Source organism: Herbaspirillum sp. meg3 (assembly GCF_002257565.1).
Lineage (GTDB): Bacteria > Pseudomonadota > Gammaproteobacteria > Burkholderiales > Burkholderiaceae_D > Herbaspirillum.
The window spans coordinates 4761268-4782658 of sequence record NZ_CP022736.1; the positions used below are offsets into that span (position 1 = coordinate 4761268).

At 58.1% G+C, this 21391-nt stretch carries 16 protein-coding genes and 1 pseudogene; 8 read left to right on the forward strand and 9 right to left on the reverse strand.

The window, feature by feature from the left end:
• Positions 1-83 precede the first annotated feature (83 nt).
• The gene (gene polA / locus hmeg3_RS21445; protein ID WP_094565547.1) at positions 84-2879 is read right to left on the reverse strand and encodes a DNA polymerase I; all 2796 of its coding nucleotides are present in this window, start codon (positions 2877-2879) and stop codon (positions 84-86) included.
• Between polA and hmeg3_RS21450 the strand changes: the two genes are divergently transcribed.
• From hmeg3_RS21450 to hmeg3_RS21470, 5 genes are all read left to right on the forward strand, one after another.
• Positions 2880-3626: a TIGR00730 family Rossman fold protein gene (locus hmeg3_RS21450; protein WP_094565548.1), complete on the forward strand. Its 747-nt coding sequence runs from the start codon at positions 2880-2882 to the stop codon at positions 3624-3626.
• Between the two features lie 171 nt (positions 3627-3797).
• Positions 3798-4217 carry a DUF2782 domain-containing protein gene (locus hmeg3_RS21455; RefSeq protein ID WP_094565549.1) on the forward strand — a complete coding sequence of 140 codons (420 nt, stop codon included), beginning with the start codon at positions 3798-3800 and terminating at the stop codon, positions 4215-4217.
• 90 nt (positions 4218-4307) lie between these two features.
• Positions 4308-5264 carry a homoserine kinase gene (locus hmeg3_RS21460; RefSeq protein ID WP_094565550.1) on the forward strand — a complete coding sequence of 319 codons (957 nt, stop codon included), beginning with the start codon at positions 4308-4310 and terminating at the stop codon, positions 5262-5264.
• 2 nt (positions 5265-5266) lie between these two features.
• Complete coding sequence (locus hmeg3_RS21465; RefSeq protein WP_094565551.1) at positions 5267-6067, forward strand: BPSS1780 family membrane protein; 801 nt, start codon at positions 5267-5269, stop codon at positions 6065-6067.
• Between the two features lie 77 nt (positions 6068-6144).
• On the forward strand, positions 6145-7707 hold the full coding sequence (locus hmeg3_RS21470) for a PAS domain-containing methyl-accepting chemotaxis protein (protein WP_094565552.1): 1563 nt from the start codon (positions 6145-6147) through the stop codon (positions 7705-7707).
• Between the two features lie 65 nt (positions 7708-7772).
• On the opposite strand, the gene xylB is transcribed toward hmeg3_RS21470, so the two are convergent.
• The 6 genes and pseudogenes from xylB to hmeg3_RS21500 all read right to left on the reverse strand — a co-directional run bounded on the left by xylB (position 7773) and on the right by hmeg3_RS21500 (position 14570).
• On the reverse strand, positions 7773-9254 hold the full coding sequence (gene xylB / locus hmeg3_RS21475; RefSeq protein ID WP_094565553.1) for a xylulokinase: 1482 nt from the start codon (positions 9252-9254) through the stop codon (positions 7773-7775).
• A 90-nt stretch (positions 9255-9344) separates the two neighbouring features.
• Positions 9345-10757 carry a D-arabinitol 4-dehydrogenase gene (dalD, locus tag hmeg3_RS21480; protein WP_094565554.1) on the reverse strand — a complete coding sequence of 471 codons (1413 nt, stop codon included), beginning with the start codon at positions 10755-10757 and terminating at the stop codon, positions 9345-9347.
• A 72-nt stretch (positions 10758-10829) separates the two neighbouring features.
• The gene (locus hmeg3_RS21485; protein WP_094565555.1) at positions 10830-11942 is read right to left on the reverse strand and encodes an ABC transporter ATP-binding protein; all 1113 of its coding nucleotides are present in this window, start codon (positions 11940-11942) and stop codon (positions 10830-10832) included.
• 140 nt (positions 11943-12082) lie between these two features.
• Complete coding sequence (locus hmeg3_RS21490; RefSeq protein ID WP_094565556.1) at positions 12083-12778, reverse strand: HAD family phosphatase; 696 nt, start codon at positions 12776-12778, stop codon at positions 12083-12085.
• Between the two features lie 11 nt (positions 12779-12789).
• Positions 12790-13572: pseudogene (locus hmeg3_RS21495) on the reverse strand (carbohydrate ABC transporter permease); the annotation flags it as partial.
• Between the two features lie 29 nt (positions 13573-13601).
• Complete coding sequence (locus hmeg3_RS21500) at positions 13602-14570, reverse strand: carbohydrate ABC transporter permease (RefSeq protein WP_094565558.1); 969 nt, start codon at positions 14568-14570, stop codon at positions 13602-13604.
• Here hmeg3_RS21500 and hmeg3_RS24990 point away from each other — a divergent pair.
• Entirely contained in the window at positions 14509-14691 is a 183-nt protein-coding gene (locus hmeg3_RS24990; protein WP_198361916.1) for a hypothetical protein, read from the forward strand. The two genes, hmeg3_RS21500 and hmeg3_RS24990, sit on opposite strands and share 62 nt — an antisense overlap.
• On the opposite strand, the gene hmeg3_RS21505 is transcribed toward hmeg3_RS24990, so the two are convergent.
• Positions 14684-16030 carry a sugar ABC transporter substrate-binding protein gene (locus hmeg3_RS21505; RefSeq protein WP_094565559.1) on the reverse strand — a complete coding sequence of 449 codons (1347 nt, stop codon included), beginning with the start codon at positions 16028-16030 and terminating at the stop codon, positions 14684-14686. The genes hmeg3_RS24990 and hmeg3_RS21505 overlap by 8 nt on opposite strands.
• Before the next feature lie 296 nt (positions 16031-16326).
• Here hmeg3_RS21505 and hmeg3_RS21510 point away from each other — a divergent pair, with 296 nt between their 5' ends.
• Together hmeg3_RS21510 and hmeg3_RS21515 are read left to right on the forward strand one after the other, a co-directional pair.
• On the forward strand, positions 16327-17295 hold the full coding sequence (locus hmeg3_RS21510; protein ID WP_094565560.1) for a sugar-binding transcriptional regulator: 969 nt from the start codon (positions 16327-16329) through the stop codon (positions 17293-17295).
• A 61-nt stretch (positions 17296-17356) separates the two neighbouring features.
• Positions 17357-18259 (forward strand): carbohydrate kinase, encoded by a 903-nt coding sequence (locus hmeg3_RS21515; protein WP_094565561.1) that lies wholly within the window; start codon positions 17357-17359, stop codon positions 18257-18259.
• Positions 18260-18918: 659 nt separating this feature from the next.
• Here the strand turns inward: hmeg3_RS21515 and hmeg3_RS21520 are convergent.
• On the reverse strand, positions 18919-21216 hold the full coding sequence (locus hmeg3_RS21520) for a UvrD-helicase domain-containing protein (protein WP_094565562.1): 2298 nt from the start codon (positions 21214-21216) through the stop codon (positions 18919-18921).
• Between the last annotated feature and the right edge of the window lie 175 nt (positions 21217-21391).

Here is a 21391-nt window from a genome sequence, read left to right on the forward strand (position 1 = left end):
TGTAGCCGAGAAGCGCAGTCGTACTTTAGTACGTCGAGCATCGCAGGCTGCACAGCTGCTTGCGCAGTAGCTTCACGGATCTGTTAATGGGCTTCGTCCCAGTTTTTGCCGATCCCTACTTCGGCTAGCAAAGGCACCTTCAGGTCCGCAACATTTTTCATCAGTTCAGGTAATTTTTCACGCACGATGGCGAGCTCGTCGTCCGGCACTTCCATGACCAGTTCATCGTGCACCTGCATGATGAGTTTTGACTTCATGCCGTCACGCTCCAGCCAGCCTTGCACAGCGATCATTGCCAGTTTGATCAGATCGGCGGCAGTTCCCTGCATAGGCGCATTGATCGCCGCACGCTCTGCCCCCTGACGGCGCGGACCATTGGGCGAATTGATTTCCGGCAGCCACAGGCGGCGACCGAAGACGGTCTCCACGTAACCTTGCGACTTGGCTTCGAGGCGCGTGTTGTCCATGTATTGCTTGACGCTGGAGAAGCGCTGGAAATACTTGTCGATGTACATCGCCGCCGCGGCACGTTCGATGCCCAGGTTGCCGGCCAGGCCGAAGGCGCTCATGCCGTAGATCAGGCCGAAGTTGATGACTTTGGCGTAGCGGCGCTGCTCGCTGGTGACGTCGCTCAAACCCACGCCAAAGATTTCGGCTGCGGTGGCGCGATGAATGTCTTCGCCATCGGCGAAGGCTTTGAGCATGTTCGCGTCTTCAGAGATGTGCGCCATGATGCGCAATTCAATTTGCGAATAGTCGGCGGAAACAATCGTGCTGCCCGGTGGCGCAATGAAAGCTTCGCGGATGCGTCGGCCTTCGGCGGTGCGGATCGGAATGTTTTGCAGATTGGGATCGTTGGATGCCAGACGTCCTGTCACCGCAACGGCTTGTGCGTAGTTGGTATGCACGCGGCCGGTGGTCGGGTCGACCATCTTGGGCAGCTTGTCGGTGTAGGTGGACTTCAGTTTGGACAGGCCACGATAGTCGAGCAGGATCTTCGGCAGTGGATAATCTTCCGCCAGCTTTTGCAGAACTTCTTCATCAGTAGACGGCGTGCCGGAGGGCGTCTTTTTGACGACGGGCAATTGCAATTTCTCAAACAGGATTTCGCCCAGCTGTTTGGGTGAATTCAAATTGAACGGCTGACCTGCCAGTTCATAAGCCTGCTGTTCGATCTCCAGCATGCGCTTGCCAAGTTCGCCGGATTGCGTCGCCAGGATGTCGGCATCGATCAGCACGCCGTTGCGCTCAATCTTTTGCAACACGACAGAGGTCGGTACCTCGATTTTCTCGTATATGTAGCGCAGCTTGGCGTCATGTTCGATCTGCGGCCACATGGCGTGATGCAAGGCCAGCGTGACGTCGGCGTCTTCGGCGGCGTATTCGGCGGCACGGCTGATTTCAACCTGATCGAAAGTGATTTGCGACGCGCCCTTGCCGCACACATCAACGTAGCTGATCGTGGTGCGATTGAGGTGACGCAGCGCCAGGCTGTCCATGTCGTGGGTGCGGTGCGATTCAAAGACGTAGGATTCCAACAGCGTGTCGTGCACGATGCCACGCAATTGCACGCCCTGATTGGCGAAGATGTGACTATCGTATTTGAGGTTCTGCCCCAGCTTGGGCTTGCTCTCATCTTCCAGCCATGGCTTGAGCTTGTTCAGTACCAGCTCGCGTGGCAGTTGCGCGGGCACGTCCTGATAATTGTGCGCGACAGGAATGTACGCAGCGCGGCCCGGTTCGCAGCACAAGGAGATACCCACCAGCTGTGCTTGCATGGGAACCAGCGAGGTCGTCTCGGTGTCCACTGCTGTAAGCACGGCGGCGTTGATTTTTTCTATCCACGCGTCGAGCTGCGCTTCGGTCAGAACGGTTTCGTATTCTTTGACGATGGCGGCACTGGTGTCAAATAGACCGACTTGCGCAGGACCGGTGGAGACATCGGTGCCGACTGCGGCCGATGAGGATGCGGAAGAAGCACCAGCAGCAGCACTAGCGGAGCCGGCGGCAGCGCCTTCTGCAGCGTCGAGCTCGCGCAGCCAGGTGCGGAAGTTGTAGCGAGTGAAGATCTCGCGCAGCGCGGCATTGTCATTCGGCTGCACGGTGAGCGAATCAAGAATGGTGCCCATATGCGCCGACAGATCGCAGTCGGTCTTGATGGTCACCAGAACGCGCGCCTGCGGCAGCCACGGCAGAGCCTTGCGCAGGTTCTCGCCGACCACGCCGGTGATCTTGTCGGCATTGGCCATGACACCGTCGAGCGAGTCGTATTGGGTGAGCCATTTAACGGCGGTTTTGGGGCCGCATTTTTCGACGCCGGGCACGTTGTCGACAGTGTCGCCGATGAGGCTGAGGTAGTCGACGATGCGTTCCGGCGGTACGCCGAATTTACCGATGACACCGGCGCGGTCCATGGTTTCGTTGCTCATGGTGTTGACCAGCGTGACGTGATCGTTGACCAGTTGCGCCATGTCCTTGTCGCCGGTGGAGACGATGGTCTTGAGTCCTTCTTCAGCGGCGCGCAAGCCCAGCGTACCGATGACGTCATCGGCTTCGATGCCTTCAACCATCAGAATGGGCCAGCCCAAGGCGCGCACGGCGGCGTGAATCGGCTCGATTTGCAACGCCAGGTCCTCAGGCATGGATTTGCGTGTAGCCTTGTACTCGGTATACAAGTCGTCACGAAACGTTTTTCCCTTGGCGTCGAATATACAAGCGATGTAACTTGCAGGATAATCATTACGCAGTCGGCGCAACATATTGATGATGCCGTACAACGCACCGGTCGGCGCGCCTTCCGCGTTACGCATATCTGGCAAGGCATGAAATGCACGATAGAGGTAACTGGAACCATCAACTAACAACAAGGTTTTTTGCATATGGAACTTAGAGGAAAAAATGTACCGCGACTGCGGGAAGTGGATGACATCGAGCGCGCCACCGCCAAGAAGGCACGCGAGTCATGGCATGTACTCACGATTATGGCAGAATTTATTGAGTCGACCGAGCGTCTGTCGGAGCTGCGACCTGCCGTTTCCATCTTCGGTTCTGCGCGTACGAAACCAGACGATCCGCATTATGCCTTGTGCGTCGATATCGCGCGACGCCTTTCCGATGCTGGCTTTGCGGTCATCTCGGGCGGCGGCCCCGGCATCATGGAAGCAGCCAACAAGGGTGCCTTCGACGGCGCCTCGCCATCGGTCGGTCTGAACATCGAACTGCCGCACGAACAGCATGGCAACGGCTGGCAGGATATCTCTTTGTCCTTCCGCCATTTCTTCGCGCGCAAGGTTGCCTTCGTCAAATACGCCGACGCCTATGTGGTACTGCCAGGCGGCTTCGGCACGCTGGACGAACTCAGCGAAGCGCTGACCTTGATGCAGACCGGTAAATCGCGTCTGATGCCGGTGATCCTGGTGGGCAGCAAATTCTGGGCCGGCCTGATGGAGTGGATCAGCACACGTCTGGTTGACGACGGCATGATTTCTGCAAAAGATCTGAATCTGCTGCAGGTGATCGACGATCCTGCCGAAGTTGTGATCGCCATCCAGAAATTCTACGAGGCCCGTCAAAAACCACCAGGCACCGACGGCGATAGCGAACAGCAAACCGGCATGTATCTCTGAGACGGCATGGCAAGCAACGTCGAATAAAACGTTGAATAGCACAGGACCACGCAGAACAGCGTAGTCTTGAAGCATGCCCCCCGCCCTTGCGAAAGCGCCACGAACTGTGGGCGCACAGGGGCGGTTTGTTACAATGACAGCATATCGTTCAACTTCTATAGAAGAATCATCATGAACCTCACACAAATCTGGTCGAAAGCCGCTCTGCTGGCTGTCGTCACCACCGCGGCCGGTTTTGCGTCGCCATTGACGATGGCGCAATCTGCACCGACCGCTGTCGCACCACCGCCGCCTGAACTGCAAACGCTGGACGAAGGCGAACCGCCTGCCGTGACCATCAAGAAGCCGGGCGAAGGCACAAGTTCCGGCAACAAGATCGAAGAACGCCGCGATCACGGCCAGACCAAGGAAATCAAGGTTCAGTCGGGTCCAAGCACGTATTACCTGAAACCCAAGCAACAGCTTGGCAGCTCCACGCCGGGTGACGCACAAAGCGGTCCGCCGACCAACGCGCAATGGCAGATCAAGGAATTCGACTGGGGTGGCAAGAAAAAGCCTAAAGAAGGCGACACCGACAGTTCCGGCAAGTAACCCATACGCTCAGGCGACAACATTTTTGCGCACACGCGTAATACTGTGATCCGCGCCTGAGCTTCTCATCGTTCCTCATCATTTCCGCACATGGCAGTTTTTACTCCGGTCAGCCTGGATGACCTCTCCGGCTGGATCTCCCAGTTTTCTCTCGGCAAAGCGCTCGCCATCAAAGGCATTTCTTCCGGTATTGAGAACAGCAACTTCTTCATCACGACCGAAAGCGGCGAATACGTCCTCACGCTGTTTGAGAAACTGAGCTTCGAGCAACTGCCCTTTTACCTGGAACTGATGCGCCATCTGGCGCAACGCGACGTGCTCGTGCCTGCACCGATTCCCAACAAGAGCGGCAGCATCATCAATGCGCTCAACGGCAAACCCGCGTCGATCGTCACCAAGCTGGAAGGCGCGTATCAACCAAAGCCTCAGCCCATGCATTGCGCAGAAGTCGGCACCATGCTGGCCAGGATGCATCTGGCCGCGCAAGACTTCGGCATCCGCCAGCCTAATCTGCGCGGCTTGCCATGGTGGCGCCAGACGGCGCCGGTAGTGCTGCCGTATCTGAATGAAGAAACACAAAACCTGTTGCGCGCGGAAATGCAGTTCCAGGAAGACTTTGCCGCCTCCGATATCTATGCGCAATTGCCTAACGGCCCGGTACATGCCGACCTGTTCCGCGACAATGCGATGTTTGTCGATACGCGCCTGACCGGTTTCTTCGATTTCTATTTTGCCGGTTGCGACACCTGGCTGTTCGATCTGGCCGTCACCGTCAACGACTGGTGCATTGACTTGCCGACCGGTGAGCTTGATTTGCCGCGCGTGAAAGCGATGCTCGACGCCTATCACGCCGTGCGACCATTTACGCCCGCTGAACAGCAAGCCTGGGATGCCTCCTTGCGTGCAGCTGCGTTGCGCTTCTGGCTGTCGCGTTTGTACGATTTTTATCTTCCGCGCGCCGCCGAAATGCTGACGCCGCACGATCCTACGCACTTCGAGCGTATCCTGAGATTGCGCGTCACGCACGCCAATCCGCCACTGAACTGATTATGGAAAAATTGCCTGCAAAAACTGGCTGGCTATGGGTCAAGGAAGGCATTGCGCTCTTTCGCAAGCAACCTGCTGAAGTATCGACGTTATTCCTGAGCTACATGTTTCTGATGCTGGCGCTGGGCATCGTACCGGTCATCGGCCAGTTGCTGCCGCTGATTCTGGTGCCGGTGTTTGCGATGTCTTTCATGCAAGCCTGCCGCCACATCGAAGAGGGCAAGCGCGTCTATCCAAACCTGCTGCTGGTCGGTTTCCGCTCGCCGGCATTGCGTACCCTGCTTACCCTGGGCGTGTTGTATTTGCTCGCGGCATTCGGTGCGGTGGGCGTATCCGCGCTGGTCGACGGCGGCACCTTCTGGAACGCCATGACCGGCATCGGCGGACTCAATCCCAAAGACATCGAAGGCAGCAATATCAGTCTGGCAATGGTATTGGCAGCCGTCGTCTATATCCCGGCGGCAATGGCATTCTGGTTCGCCGCGCCGTTGATTACCTGGCATGACATGCCGCTGGGCAAGGCTTTGTTTTACAGCTTCTTCGCTGTACGCCGCGCCGGTAAAGCCTTTCTGCTCTACGGACTGGCGTGGCTGGTGATCGGTATTCTGCTGCCGGCGGCCGTGAGCACCATCGTTGCACTGCTGATCAACAATGTGACGATCATCGTATTTATTTTGCTGCCATTGTCGATAATATTGACCGTCGTCATGTATTGCTCTTTTTACCCGACATACACTGCGATCTTTGGCAGGCCGCCGCGCGAAGAAACATCCGTTCCTGAAAGCAACGACAGCGCGAGGTAAAATGTTTGCAAAAAAGAAAACATTTCTTTATTGCAAACAAACTGCCTATAACAACGCTTCTGTCACGGGGAAAAAAGATGCGGATGAACCTGCCTGTAACCAATGTCGAGTATCCACTACAAGACGGCAAATCCATTGTTTCGAAAACGGACTTGAAGGGCAATATTACTTACGTCAATCCCTACTTCGTCGAAGTCAGCGGATTTCACGAAGAAGAACTGATGGGAGCGCCGCAAAACATCGTGCGCCATCCCGACATGCCTGCACAAGCCTTCGCCGACATGTGGAAGACGGTCAAAAAAGGCATTCCCTGGACCGGTCTGGTCAAGAACCGGCGCAAGACCGGCGACCACTATTGGGTTCTCGCCAACATCACACCGGTACGCGAAAAAGGCCAGATCATCGGCTATATGTCCGTGCGCACCAAACCGTCGCGCCAGGATGTTACCGCCGCGGAAAAACTTTACGCCGATATCCGCAAAGGCAACGCCAAGGGCATCGCCATTGAGCAGGGCATTGTGGTGAAAACCGGCGTGAAGGGGTGGATCGCCAAGCTTGGCAGGATGCAGCTCAACACGCGCATCAACCTGTCGATGAGCACCATGCTGGCGCTGCAATTGGTTGCCGCCTGCGTGAGTTTCTTCAGCGATCACAGCAAACTCAATACCGGTATTTGCATCGCTACCATTTTGCTCACGCTATATATCTGGTACGCATTGCACAGTGCATTGGTGCGCCCGATGATCGCAGCGCTGAAGGCGACTTACGCCATCACCGGCGGTGATCTGTCGAACAATATCGAATCCGACCGCCACGATGAAATCGGCCGCCTGCTGCGCGCACTGCGCCAGATGAACATCAATCTGACCGCCATCATCGGCGATGTGCGCTCCAACGTCGAATCGATCAACGGCGCAACACGTGAAATCGCCACCGGCAACATGGACTTGTCGCATCGCACGGAATCACAGGCATCCAATCTGGAAGAAACCGCATCCAGCATGGAGCAACTGGCGACCACCGTCCGTCAGAATGCAGACAGCGCGCTGCAGGCCAACCAGTTGGCGGCGTCGGCCTCGGCGATTGCAGTCAAGGGCGGCGACGTGGTCGGCAAGACCGGCAGCACCATGAGCGAGATCAGCGCATCGTCGAAGAAGATCGTCGATATCATCAGCCTGATCGACAGCATTGCCTTCCAGACCAATATCCTGGCGTTGAATGCTGCGGTGGAAGCGGCACGCGCCGGCGAACAAGGCCGTGGCTTTGCCGTGGTCGCCTCAGAAGTGCGCAGCCTGGCGCAACGCTCGGCAGGTGCGGCGAAAGAGATCAAAACCCTGATCGAAGACTCGGTGGAAAAGGTCGACATCGGCAATCGCCTGGTGGACGACGCCCGCAGCACCATGACGGAAATCGTCGACTCGGTCAAACGCGTCACCGGCATCATGAACGAGATCACCGTCGCCACTCAGCAGCAAAGCGCCGGCATCACGCAAGTGCATCAGGCTGTAACCGACATGGATGAAAGCACGCAGCAGAACGCCGCGCTGGTAGAGCAAGCAGCCGCAGCGGCAGCCAGCCTGGAAGAACAAACCGGCCGCCTGCTGCAAGCGATTGCCGTGTTCAAGTTTCAGCATAAATAAGCGCAAACAAAGCGCGCAGGTACAAGAAAACGGCTGGGAGCGAACATATCGCTGCCAGCCGTTTTTTATTGCGCCACCGCTTCCGCAGACGGTAATGCCGGCCAAGGCCGGTAGATATCCCGGTAACGCTGCAAGCGTGGCATCAACGCAGCGTGACGCGCCCCTCGCGGCGTAAAACTGTCCTGCTGCTGGGGCTTGCGGCAGACCACGGCTTCCTCTCCGCCATCAGCAAGCCATGCCAGACGCGCCGCGCCCAAAGCGCCGCCGGCTTCGCTGCCGACGTGCGTGACAATACGGACATTGAGCGCGTCGCTCAACAGTTGCGCCCAATATCCACTGCGCGCGCCGCCGCCGACCAGCGACAATTGCTGCACGCCGGTGCCGGCTGCACGCAAGGCATCCAGGCCATCCACCATGCCAAAGCTCACACCTTCCAGCACCGCATAGGCCAACGCGGCACGTTGATGCTCATGCGACAGACCATGAAACATCCCAAGCGCATACGGGTCATTGTGCGGCGTACGCTCACCCGATAAATACGGCAGAAACAAAGGCGCGTTGGCCAAGGCTTCGTCATCCATCAAGGCGACTTCTTCGAGCAGGGTGTTTTCATCGACGCTGCACAAGCGGCAGAACCAGCGCAGGCAGCTTGCCGCCGACAACATCACGCTCATCTGATGCCAGCGTTGCGGCAGAGTATGGCAAAACGCGTGAATCGCACGGGCAGGATTGGGACGAAATTTGTCGTTGACCACAAACAGCACACCCGAGGTGCCGAGCGAGAGGAAACCATCTCCGGGATTGACTGCGCCAATGCCCACCGCGCTCGCAGCACCATCGCCGGCGCCACCGGCCACCTTGACCTCCGGCGACAAGCCCCATGCCTGTGCCAATGCAGGCAATAAAAAACCTGCCGCACGGCTGCCGTCGACCAAGGCAGGCATCTGCCCGCGATGCATGCCTCCGGCCGCGAGCAAGGCATCGGACCAGTCACGCCGTGCCACGTCGAGCCAGAGTGTGCCGGCCGCATCGGACGGATCAGAAATTTTTTGCCCCGTCATTTGCAGGCGCAGCCAGTCCTTGGGCAACAGCACACAAGCTACCTGCGCAAACAACTGCGGTTCGTGCCGCGCTACCCATAGCAGTTTGGGCGCGGTGAATCCCGGCATCGCCAGATTGCCCGCCACCTCATGCAAATCAGGGGCACGCCGTGTCAGTTCCGCACATTCTTCAGTGCTGCGTGAATCGCTCCACAGAATTGCCGGCCGCAACACCTGGTCGCGCGCGTCCAACAGCACAGCGCCATGCATCTGCCCCGACAAGCCGATTGCGCGGACCTTCCTGAAATGGTCCGGCCCGATCTGCACTCGCAGCTTGGCGACGGTGTCGCAAGTCGCTTGCCACCATTGCTGCGGATCCTGCTCCGACCAGCGCGGGTGAGGACGAGATACCGTCAACGGCGTGCCGGCCAGCGCCAGCAACTTGCCTTCGGCATCGATGACGACCGCTTTGACTTCCGACGTACCAAGGTCTATCCCCAGATACATGGTGCTCCTCGTTGAATTCTCATTTGTCCTTGTTCGCCCTCCATCTTCATCAGCTACCATCAGCTACCAGATGATTCGGCGAACAGGTATTTATGCGGACATTTTAGTCGAAGCCGCCAACCAGCCATTGATATTGGTTACCGCTTCGCGCAGCAGGCGCTCCAGCGGCGTCGTACCGGCCAGATCGCCCCATAGCAGCGCATCGGCGCAGTACGCACGCAATGGATCGGCAGCGTCCAGCATGGTGCGCACCGTTGCAGGGTCAAATACGCCGTCCTGATATTCGTAACTCAGGCCGCCCTGCTTCCAGCGCTGCAGGAAAACGAAGAACAAGGCCGGCAGCAGCGCCGTTGCGCGCGGCTGGTGCCCGCGCGCAAAACTGTCGCTGATGGTCGGCCGGATAAAGCCCGGGATCTTGGAAAAGCCATCTGCGGCCACACGCTGATTCGTGTCCTGAATCGCCGGATTGCCGAAACGCGCCAGCGTCGTGTCGCGATAAGCTTCCAGATCAAGCGGGCTGGGCGTCAGACTGGGAATGACATCTTGCGTGATGTAGTCGTAGGCCATGCGATGAATGTCTTCATGCGCAGTGCCTTCGTGAATATAGTTAAGACCGATCAATGTACCTGCCCAGGCGATGCAGCTGTGGCTGGCATTGAGGATGCGAATCTTGGCTTCTTCGTAGGGCAAGACCGACGCGACCATTTCCACGCCGACTTTTTCGAGTGCCGGGCGGCCGGCTTTGAAATCATCCTCGATCACCCATTGAATGAAGGACTCCGCCATCAACGCGCAGGGATCGTCAACGCCGGTCGCGTCCCTGACGCGCTGGCGCACGGCATCGGTGGGACGCGGCGTGATACGGTCAACCATGGAATTCGGGCTGGTGACGTTGCTGCGCACCCATTCCAGCAACTGAAGGTGGCCGCGTAGCGCCAGGAACTGCTGCAGACCGCTGAAGAAACGTTCGCCGTTGTGACGCAAATTGTCGCAATTAAGCAGCGTCACGCCACCGGCGTTGTCGTTGTAACGCGCCTGCAATATTGCCGTAACGGCGCCATAGATCGTGCGGCGATCGCCCGCGAGATCGGCGGCCAGATCAGGCTGATGCACATCCAGCTGATGCACATGATCCAGGTAATAACCGCCTTCAGTGACCGTAAAGGAAATCACACGGGTACGCGGCGCAGCACCGGCTTTTACGAGGCTCTTCAATTGCCCGTCCCAAGGCACGATATCGCGGATCGCCCGAATTGTTTCGTAGGCGCGCTGCCCCTGTGGGGTCACCGTCTCAAGCGTGTAGCTGCCTTCATTTTTTTGCAGTTCCTGCAGCAGCGGCGCCATATCGGACCGGATATTGGCCAATGCCAGTTGCCAGCGGCGGTCTTCATCATTACCGCGCTCACGCAGACGATGCAGATAGACTGCCTGATGCGCCCGGTGAAAAGATCCGGCGCCGATATGCAGCCAGACCAGGTCGTTTTTTGAATCGCGATTCGTCATGTTGTCCTCTATTGCGCTATGACTCTATTGCTGTGCTGCTTGTCCTCTATTCACTACATGCGTATCCGCGCTTCAATGCACCGCAGCCGCATGCACTTCAAGACGCGGCACCGCACTGCCATCTTGACGGAACAGGTGGCAGCGGCTGGCGTCGGCGCCAATACCGATCATGCTGCCGGAAGCGATCTTCATGCTGTCGGGCACGCGAAGAATCAGGGGCTCTTCCGATGCTTCGCTGGCAGCGTACAGATAGGAGAAATCACCCAGTAATTCCATCGCTGCGAAGTGCGCCTGCAACATGGGCTTGTCGGTGACGATGTGTAAATGTTCCGGACGGATACCTAACGCGACCTTGTCGCCGACCTTCAGCGTGCCGGCCTCGACAGCGGCCAGCTGCTGTCCACCGCCGGGCAGATGAACTTGCACGCCTGCGTCGCTCAGAGACGCGACCACGCCATCAATGAAATTCATCTTCGGTGAGCCGATGAAACCCGCGACGAAACGATTGGCCGGATGGTGATACAACTGCTGCGGCGTCCCCACCTGCTCGATGCGTCCCGCCGAGAGCACCACGATCTTGTCGGCCAGCGTCATCGCTTCGATCTGATCGTGCGTAACGTAAATCATGGTGGTCTTGAGATCATCATGCAGCTTGGAGAACTCCAGGCGCATCTTCACGCGCAAGGCGGCATCGAGATTCGACAAAGGCTCATCGAACAGGAACACACTCGGCTGGCGCGTAATCGCACGCCCAATGGCGACACGTTGACGCTGCCCGCCGGACAAGGCGCGCGGCTTGCGATCAAGCAGATGATCGATATGCAGGATCCTAGCAGCATGCTGCACAGCGCTATCGATCTCACTCTTGGACTTGCCGGCGATCTTTAGGCCGAACGCCATGTTGTCGTACAGCGTCATGTGCGGATACAGGGCATAAGACTGGAACACCATGGCGATACCGCGCTTGGATGCAGGTACGTCGTTCATGCGGCGCTCGCCAATGTTGAGTTCACCGGCGCTGATGTCTTCCAGACCGGCGATCATGCGCAGCAAGGTCGACTTGCCACAGCCGGACGGGCCGACAAAAACGACGAACTCGCCATCGTCGATGTCGAGATTGATGTCGCGCATGACCTCAGTGTCGTCATAGCGCTTGGCGAGGTTACGGATAGTGACGGCTGCCATGGAAGTCTCCTTGTTTCTCTGTGTCTCAATGATCTCGTCGCGACGATTGCCAGTGATCGCTATTGATTGCCGGCGATGACGATGGCGACGATGCGACGATGTTTTTATGGCTGTTGCTGCAGCTTGTTCAGGCGATGCTTTCAGGCCGCGTCTTCTGCCAGCAGTCCCGCAATTAAGGCCGGTAACTCACGCATGTCGTCGAACACCAGTTCAGCGCCGGCAGCGAGCAGCTTCTGATGCATGCCGTCTTTATCGTGTGCCACACCGGTAAAGCCCAGTACCCGCATGCCGGCACTACTGGCCGCACGCACGCCGGTGATACTGTCGTCAACGGCGACACACTGCTGTGGAGCGATCCTGTACCCCTCCGCCGCCGCGAGATAAACATGCGGCGCCGGCTTGGGACGGCCGACATCATGTGCGCTATGGATATGCCCCTCAAACATGCTCAACAAACCGCAGCGGCGCAGCCCTTGTACGATGCGATCACTGCTGCTGTTGCTGGCGACGGCTTTGGGCAGATCAATTGCCTGTAAAGCCTCGGCGATGCCGGGCACCAGTTGCACTTCGTCGCCGCAGGCGATGCCGACGGCAGTGTTGATATCGGCATATTGCGCAGCGTTCAGACCAAAGCCGAATTCCACATCCAGTTCGTCGAGCAGCAATTCGGTAAACATGCCGAGCCGGGAAGCAATCGCGTGGTGCAGCTTGTCGCCGTCCAACGGATCTTTGAGCAGCGGCAGCAGATGCTCATGCAGCACGCGCAAAGCGATGCTTTCACTGTCGAGCAACACGCCGTCGCAGTCGCACACCAGATGCGTGATTCTTGATGTCATGTGTTCTTTCATTACTTCACGGCGCCGAAGGTCAGGCCGCGTACCAGTTGTTTCTGCGCCAGCCAGCCGAGCGCCATGATGGGAGCGATCGCCAGCAGCGACGCCGCCGACAGCTTGGCCCAGAACAGGCCCTCCGGATTGGAGTACGACGCGATGAACACCGTCAGCGGGGCGGCGTCGACGCTGGTCAGGTTGAGACTCCAGAAGGCTTCGTTCCACGACAGGATGATGAGCAGCAAGGCCGTCGAGGCGAGCCCCGGCATGGCGGTCGGCAGCAAGAGATAGATCATCTCTTGCCAGGCGTTGGCGCCATCAATGCGCGCAGCTTCGAGAATTTCTTTCGGCACATCATTGAAGTAGGTGAACGCCATCCACACCGCGATCGGCAGGTTGATCAACGTGTAGATCAGGGTCAGTCCGGTCACGGAGTCGAGCACGCCGCTGTTCTTTGCCAGCAGATAGATCGGCACCAGTACACCGACGGCAGGCATCATCTTGGTCGACAGCATCCACAACAACAATTTTTGCGTGCGACCAGTCGGGAAGAACGCCATCGAATACGCCGCCGGCACCGCGATCAGCAGCGCCAGAAAAGTCGATCCAAGCGACACGATCATGGAATTCTTGACGAAGGACAGGTAGTTGCTGCGCTCGAAGACTTCGCGGAAGGTATCGAGCGTCGGCATGAAAATCAGGCTCGGCATGTAGGCCTGATGCTCCGTCTTGAACGCCGTGACGGCAACCCAGAAAATCGGAAAGAACAGCACGATGGCGCAAGTCCATGCCAACAGCCCCACCCAGAGCGGGCTCTTTTTTGTCTCGTTCATTTTTCGTTCGCTCCCTTCAGATTTTTCGCCAGCATGCGCACCAGGAAGAACGACACGATGTTCGCCAGCACGACCGCGAAGATGCCGCCGGCCGAGGCGATGCCGATATCGAATTGCTGTAAGCCGATGGAGTACACGAGGTAGGTCAGATTCGTGGTTTCTGTGCCGGGGCCGCCTGCCGTGGTGGTGAAGATTTCAGCAAATACCGACAACAGAAAAATGGTCTCGATCATGATGACCACGGTGATCGCGCGCTTGAGATGCGGCAGCACGATGTAGAAAAAGATACGGATCGGCCCGGCGCCATCCAGCTGAGCAGCCTCTTTCTGGTCACCGTCGAGCGATTGCAAGGCAGTCAGCAGAATCAGAAAAGCGAACGGTATCCACTGCCACGACACGATGATGATCACCGACAGCATCGGATATTCAGCCAGCCAGTCGATCGGCTCCATGCCGAGGTGGCGCATGACGAAGGCCAGCATGCCGTAGACCGGATGCATGATCATGTTCTTCCAGATCAGCGCGGCGACGGTCGGCATCACAAAGAAAGGACCGATCACGAGCAGGCGTGCGATACCGCGTCCACGGAACGGCTGATCGAACAGCACCGCCAGTAAGGTGCCGACGACGACGCTGACGCCCAGTACGGAGCCGATCAGCAAAGCAGTGTTGGCGATCGATGGCCAGAAGGCGGGATCCTCCAGCAAAAACCGGTAGTTCTCCAGTCCGACGAAGCCGGTCTGGTCAGGCGCCATCAGGTTGTAGCGATTGAACGAGAAGTACACCGTCATCGCCAGCGGCACGATCATCCACAGGAACAGCAAAGCCACGGCAGGTGTTTGCAGTAGACGGATCGGCAGAAAACGTTCGCCTCCCGCGCGTTTTCCGCGACGGGATTTCTGTGTGGATGAAGGTGAAGCGCTAGCTTCAGGGGGCATTGGAGAAGTATTCGATATCGACGACATGGCGGCCTCGATGCAATCAGGTTCGGACCGGCATCTTGACGACAATCCGGCGGAATTCGGTAAAACGGTTTCATGCGCCGCCCGGCATCAAGCCGGGCGAGCGCAAGTCGACATTACTTGATGTAACGCCCCTGCTTCATCATGCGTACAGTTTGCGCCTGCGCCGTCTTCAGCGCCGCATCCGCAGTACCCTTGCCCGCCAGCGCACCGGCAATGGCCTGGCCGGTAATCGTGCCGATGGATTGGAACTCAGGAATCGTGGCGAACTGGATACCGGTGTAGGGCACCGGCTTCACGGTCGGATTGTTGGCGTCCGCATTCTGGATTGCATCGAGAACAAAGTCAGAGAACGGCGACGACTTTTTGTAATCGGCAGAAGCGTAGGTCGATGTACGGGTACCCGGCGGCACCAATGCCCAGCCGCTGTCCTTGGCAACCAGATTGATGTATTCCTTGGAAGTGGCCCAGGCCGCAAACTTCTTGGCGGCTTCTTGCGACTTGGAGGATTTCGGTACTGCCAGCGACCAGATCCACAGCCAATGCGAACCCTTGTCGGTGGTCGCCATCGGCGCCGGTGCAAACGCAGTCTTGTCCGACACCTTGGAATCCTTGCCGTGATACAGCATGCCGGCAGCGACCGTCGCATCTACCCACATGCCGCATTTACCACCCGAAAACAGCACGAGGTTTTCATTGAAGCCGTTTGAGCTTGCACCCGGCGGACCGTATTTGCGCATCAGATCCACGTAGAAATTGACGGCCTGCTTCCATTCCGGCGTGTCGAGCTGCGGCTGCCATTTTTCATCGAACCAGCGGCCGCCGTAAGCGTTGACCATGGTGCCGACCAGCGCCATGTTTTCGCCCCAGCCGGCGCGGCCGCGCAAGCAGATGCCATAGACGCCCTTGGCGGGATCATGCAGCTGCGAAGCCAGCTTGCCGATCTCTTCCCAGGTCGGCTTCTCAGGCATCTTCAGATTCTTTTGCGCGAACAGATCCTTGCGGTAGTAGGTCATCGAGCTTTCCGCATAGAACGGCAGTGCATACAGCTTGCCGTCGGTCGTCAGGCCTTCACGCACGGTCTTGATCAGATCGGCTTCGTCGTAGTCGGCAGGCAGGCCGGTCATCGGCGCCAGCCAGCCTTTCTTGGCCCAGATCGGCGCCTCATACGCACCGATGGTCATCAGGTCGAACTGCCCGCTGTTGGTGGCGATATCGGTGGTCAGACGCTGGCGCAGAACGCTCTCTTCCATCGTGACCCAGCGCAGTTTGATGTCGGGATTGGCTTTTTCGAACTGCGGCGACAGCTTTTGCAGCTCGATCATGTCGGGGTTATTGATGGATGCGATGTTCAGTGTGACCGGCTCGGCGGATGCAATGGCGGCGATGCCGACAGAACCGAGCATTGCAATAGCGGCAGCAATGCGTGTACTGACACGTGCGACGGGGGCGCGAAGTTTCATGCTTGTCTCCAATTGTGTGCGGGCTGAAGAACGTCCGGAAAGGGCCGTCTTTGCCTCGATGTAGTTATTGAGCAAAAAATCTGTTTGCGAGCAAATAATCAAACATTGGCGATCGAAAGTCAAGCATTTGCATTTTTCTTGAGCAAATGTTCAATTTTGATAATAATGCGATGTCGTCGGCCACAATCACCGCGAACCACAGCGTCGGCCAACTCCGTACAATGCCGGATCGCCTGAACTGTCATCCATGGAATTGCATGGAGGGGACGACAGCAGGTTCATCACAAGGAAAATCGATGTCATCCAGCTCATCCAAACTCGATCTGGCGGCGCGCGCCGCGTGGATGTACTACGTCGCCGGCAATACGCAGAACGAGATCGCGGAACGTCTCGGCATTTCGCGCCAGATGGCGCAGCGCATGGTGGCCTATGCCGGCGCATCGAATCTGGTGAAGGTGCAGATCACGCATCCGATTTCGTCTTGCCTGGAATTGGCGCAGGGCCTGCAGCAGCGTTACGGTCTGGAAGTGTGCCGCGTGGTGCCGAGCGCCGTTGCTGACGAGCCGGCCGGCGATGATGCGCAAGGCACGCAGCAAATGCTCGCCGTGGCCGGCGCCGAGCTGATGGAACAATACCTGCGCCAGGAAGCGCCGCTGATCGTCAATGTCGGCTCCGGCCGCACGCTGAAAGCCGCCATCGAAAAAATCGGTGAAATGGAGAGACCCCAGCACCAGATCGTCTCCATGATCGGCGCCTTCGCCTCGGACGGCTCCGCCAATCGCTACGACGTCGCCCTGCTGGCAGCAGAAAAAATGCAAAGCCGCTTCTATCTGCTGCCCGCCCCACGGGTGGCCGAGAACGAAGCTGATCGCAAGCAATGGTGCAATCACCGCGCCTATCAGATCGTCACCGGCCTCGCGCAAAAAGCCGATGTCACCTTCCTCGGCATCGGTACCATTGCCTTGCAAGGCGCGATGCATGAAGACGGCTTTATCGACGACGACGAAGTCGCACAACTGCAGCAGCAAGGTGCGGTCGGCGAGTTGATTTGCCACGCCTTCGATGCAGAAGGAAAAATGCTGCGTTCGCCGCTGGCGGCGCGCATCACCACCCCGCCGCTGAGTACGCCGCCGGCCAAGCCGGTAATCGCCCTGGCCGGTGGCCGCAAGAAGTCCGAAGCCGTGCGAGCAGCCTTACGTGGCGGCTGGCTGACCGGACTGGTAACGGATGAATACTGCGCGCAGTTTGCGCTGCAAGACGATTGAGTTTTAACGCAGTCACAACAAGAATTTTCAAAATCAGCGCATTAGCAACGCGGAGACACCCATGCCCCACCCTATCGAATTCGTCGTCTTCGGCGAAGCCCTGACCGATTTCATTCGCCAACCCGACGGCGAGTGGCGCGCTTTGCCCGGCGGCGCCTGCTGGAACGTTGCACGCGTCGGCGCACGCCTCGGTGTCGCGACCGGTTATGCCGGCAGTATCAGCAGCGACGTCTTTGGCGAGGAATTGCGCGTGCTCACGCACGAAGCCGGCCTCGACATGCGCTACCTGCAGCAAGTCGACAAATCGCCGCTGCTGGCGATGGTGACATCAACCACGCCGCCGAATTATTTCTTCGTCGGTGACGACAGTGCCGACCTGCATTTCGATCCGGCCAAATTGCCTGCCGGCTGGATGGACGACGCGCGCGTCTTGCACTTCGGCTGCATCAGCCTGACCCGCGAACCGCTGGCCTCACGGCTGCTGGCGATTGCCACGGAAGGTGCTCAGCGCGGCAAGCGTATCGCCTTCGATCCCAACTGGCGCAAGCTGATGGATCAGCCTGAATATCACGTCTTGATGCGCAAGCTGTTGGTGTTGTCGCATTACGTAAAGGTGTCGGATGAGGATCTGGAGAAGCTGTTCCCTGGCGATGCGCAGCCGATGGCAACGCTGAAAGCGTTGGCCCCGCAAGCCGAAATCCTGTTCACACGTGGCGCGGATGGCCTGTCGTGGATCAAGGGTGAGAGCGTTGTTGAGCAACCGGCTTATCGGGTTGATGTGATTGATACCGTGGGTTGTGGCGATGCGTCGATGGGCGGATGGATTGCGAGCATTTTGCGTCAGGCGGATGCGCCGGTGATTCAGCATTTGCAGTGTGCTGCTGCGGCGGCTGCGTTGTCGGCGGCGCGGGCGGGGGCCTATGCGGCTACTTGGGATGAGGTGCAGGAGTTGGTTAATCGCTGAGCGCGATGGCTGCTTTTTTTGTTCCGACTTGCTTGCAGTGCGTTGATGAATGCTGTTCTTTCTTCGATCAACCCTTCGCCGGGGGTAGCCCGGCAGCTACTCACTTTCTTTGTCTCGCCAAAGAAAGTAAGCAAAGAAAAGCGACCGCGGGATCCAGGTCCTTCGGACTTCCCGGTGATGCGATGCAAAAAATGGGAAGGGAAACAAACTCGCTTCGCTCAGACAAGTTTCCCTTCTTTTTCCATTTTTCGCATCGCATCACCGGCTGGCTCCAAGCGGAACGGCCAAACTGGCTCGCCTTCGGCGTCGCAATTGTCTCCGCATCGGAAGTCGCGAAGAATGACGACCATCAAGCCACCTCCGTCCCCTGGCGATGCGCAGCGAGCCAGTCTGGAATTCCCGCTTGCGAGCAGCCGGTGGCGGCAGGTGCAAATCGGATAAAGAAGGGAAACTTGTCTGAGCGCAGCGAGTTTGTTTCCCTTCCCGATTTGTGCCTGACGACGCCGGGTACCCCGAAGGGGCTGCGAACTTGCGGTCGCCTTCTTTTGCTTACTTTTCTTGGCGAAGCAAGAAAAGTGAGTAGCTGCCGGGCTACCCCCGGCTTGGTCGTCCGAAGAAAAAGCAATCGAAGCTACCGACAAACAGAAGTCGGAACAACCTCACCCCACCTTATCCAACTTAGCCACACTCAAATCCAACAACTTCATCCCAAACTTGCCAAAGTTGATATGCGCCCGCGTACTCCCGCCACCGCCTTCAATATTGACAATCACACCCTCGCCAAACTTGGCATGCGCCACGTTCTGCCCAATCCTCCACCCCGAGTCCGGCCGCGAAAAATTCTGCGCAATCTTGTTGTTGCCCGACTCCGGCGCCGCATCCCAGGCTGACTTCGGCTGCGCAAACCAGCTATGCTGTTGCTGCTGAATCTTCGGCGACAGCCACTTGATCGACTCATCCGGCAGCTCATCAAAAAAGCGTGAGCGCATGTTGTAACGCGTCTGGCCGTGCAACATCCGGGTCTGCGAAAAGCTCATGTACAAGCGCTTGCGCGCGCGCGTGATCGCGACATACATCAGGCGTCGCTCTTCTTCCACGCCGCCCTCTTCCTTGGCGCTGTTCTCATGCGGGAACAAGCCCTCTTCCAGACCGGTGATGAACACCGCATCAAACTCCAAGCCCTTGGCCGAGTGCACCGTCATCAGCTGCAAGGCGTCCTGCCCGGCCTGCGCCTGGTTGTCGCCGGCTTCCAGCGAGGCATGCGAGAGGAAAGCCGACAGCGGCGACATGATCGTCGTCAGTGACGCATCTGCATCAATGATCTCAATGCCGTCGGCAGTGGTAATGGACGTTCCCGCAACGGCTTGCGCCTGCGGACCAAGGAAGGCTGGTGCATCCAGGCCATAGCCTTCTTCCGACACAAACAGGGTCGCGGCGCTGACGAGCTGCTCCAGGTTTTCGATACGGTCGGCGCCTTCTTTTTCGTTCTGGTAATGCGTGATCAGGCCGCTGGCGTCGAGCACCACCTGTACCATTTCCTGCAGAGGCAGATTCTGTGTTTCAAAACGTGCACCTTCGATCAGCTTGATGAAACCGTTCAACGAAGAACCAGCCTTGCCGGCAACATACGGCACAGCCGCATACAGCGAGCAGTTGTACTGACGTGCGGCGTCCTGCAATTGCTCCAGCGCCTTGGCGCCGATGCCGCGGGTCGGAAAGTTGACCACGCGCAGGAAAGCCGAGTCGTTGTGCAGGTTGTCCATCAACTGCAAATAAGCAATCGCATGCTTGATTTCAGCGCGCTCGAAGAAGCGCTGGCCGCCGTACACGCGATAGGGAATCGCCGATGAAAACAAGGCATGTTCCAGCACGCGCGACTGCGCATTGGAGCGATACAGCAAGGCGATCTCGCTACGCGACCAGCCTTCGGCGATGAGGTTCTTGACCTGCTCGATGATCCATTGCGCTTCCTGCAGATCGCTGCTGGCTTCGAAGATACGCACCTGTTCGCCATGACCGGCGTCGGTACGCAGGTTCTTGCCGAGACGTTTGCTGTTGTTGGCGATCAGGATGTTGGCGGCGTCGAGGATGTGACCGTGCGAGCGATAGTTTTGCTCCAGCTTGATCAGATTCTGTACGCGAAACTCGCGCTCGAAGGCCGTCATGTTGCCGACGTTGGCGCCGCGGAAGGCATAGATGCTCTGGTCGTCGTCGCCCACTGCAAACACGGCGCCGCTGTCGACCTGCCCCTGGCCAGACATCAGCTTGAGCCATTTGTATTGCAAGTCGTTGGTATCCTGAAACTCGTCCACCAGCACGTGGCGGAAACGGCGCTGGTAATGCTCGCGCAACGGCTGGTTGCGCGACAGCAGCTCGTACGTGCGCAGCAGCAGTTCGGCAAAATCGACCACGCCTTCGCGCTGGCATTGCTGATCGTAGAGGTCGTACAGTTCGACGAACTTGCGATTGTAGTCATCATGCGCGTCCACATCTTTGGCACGCAGACCCTGGTCCTTGGCGCCGTTGATGAAATACATCAGATTGCGCGGCGGATATTTCTCGTCGTCCACGTTCATCTGCTTGAGCAGGCGCTTGATGGCGGACAACTGATCCTGCGAATCGAGAATCTGAAACGTCTGCGGCAAGGCGGCGTCGCGGTGATGCGCACGCAGCAGGCGATTACACAAGCCGTGGAAGGTGCCGATCCACATGCCGCGCGTATTGATCGGCATCATCGCCGACAGACGCGTGAGCATTTCCTTGGCGGCCTTGTTGGTGAAGGTCACCGCCAGGATGCCCGACGGCGATACTTGCCCGGTCTGGATCAGCCATGCAATGCGCGTCGTCAGTACGCGCGTCTTGCCTGATCCGGCGCCGGCCAGAATCAATGCAGATTGTGCGGGAAGGGTGACGGCGGCGAGCTGCTCGGCGTTGAGATTGTGGAGAAGATTTTGCATCCCGCGATTATACGTGGGTGCGTCATCCTCAGCGCGCCATCGCCCTTGATTCTTCCATCGAAAAACTCGTCGAACCAGACCAAATCCCGCGCCGCCAGCAGGTTTGCGGCAACAAGAGTAAAATTCTGCACTGCAACATGGCATTGAGGCCGGTTGCCCTCTCTTACTCCCTATC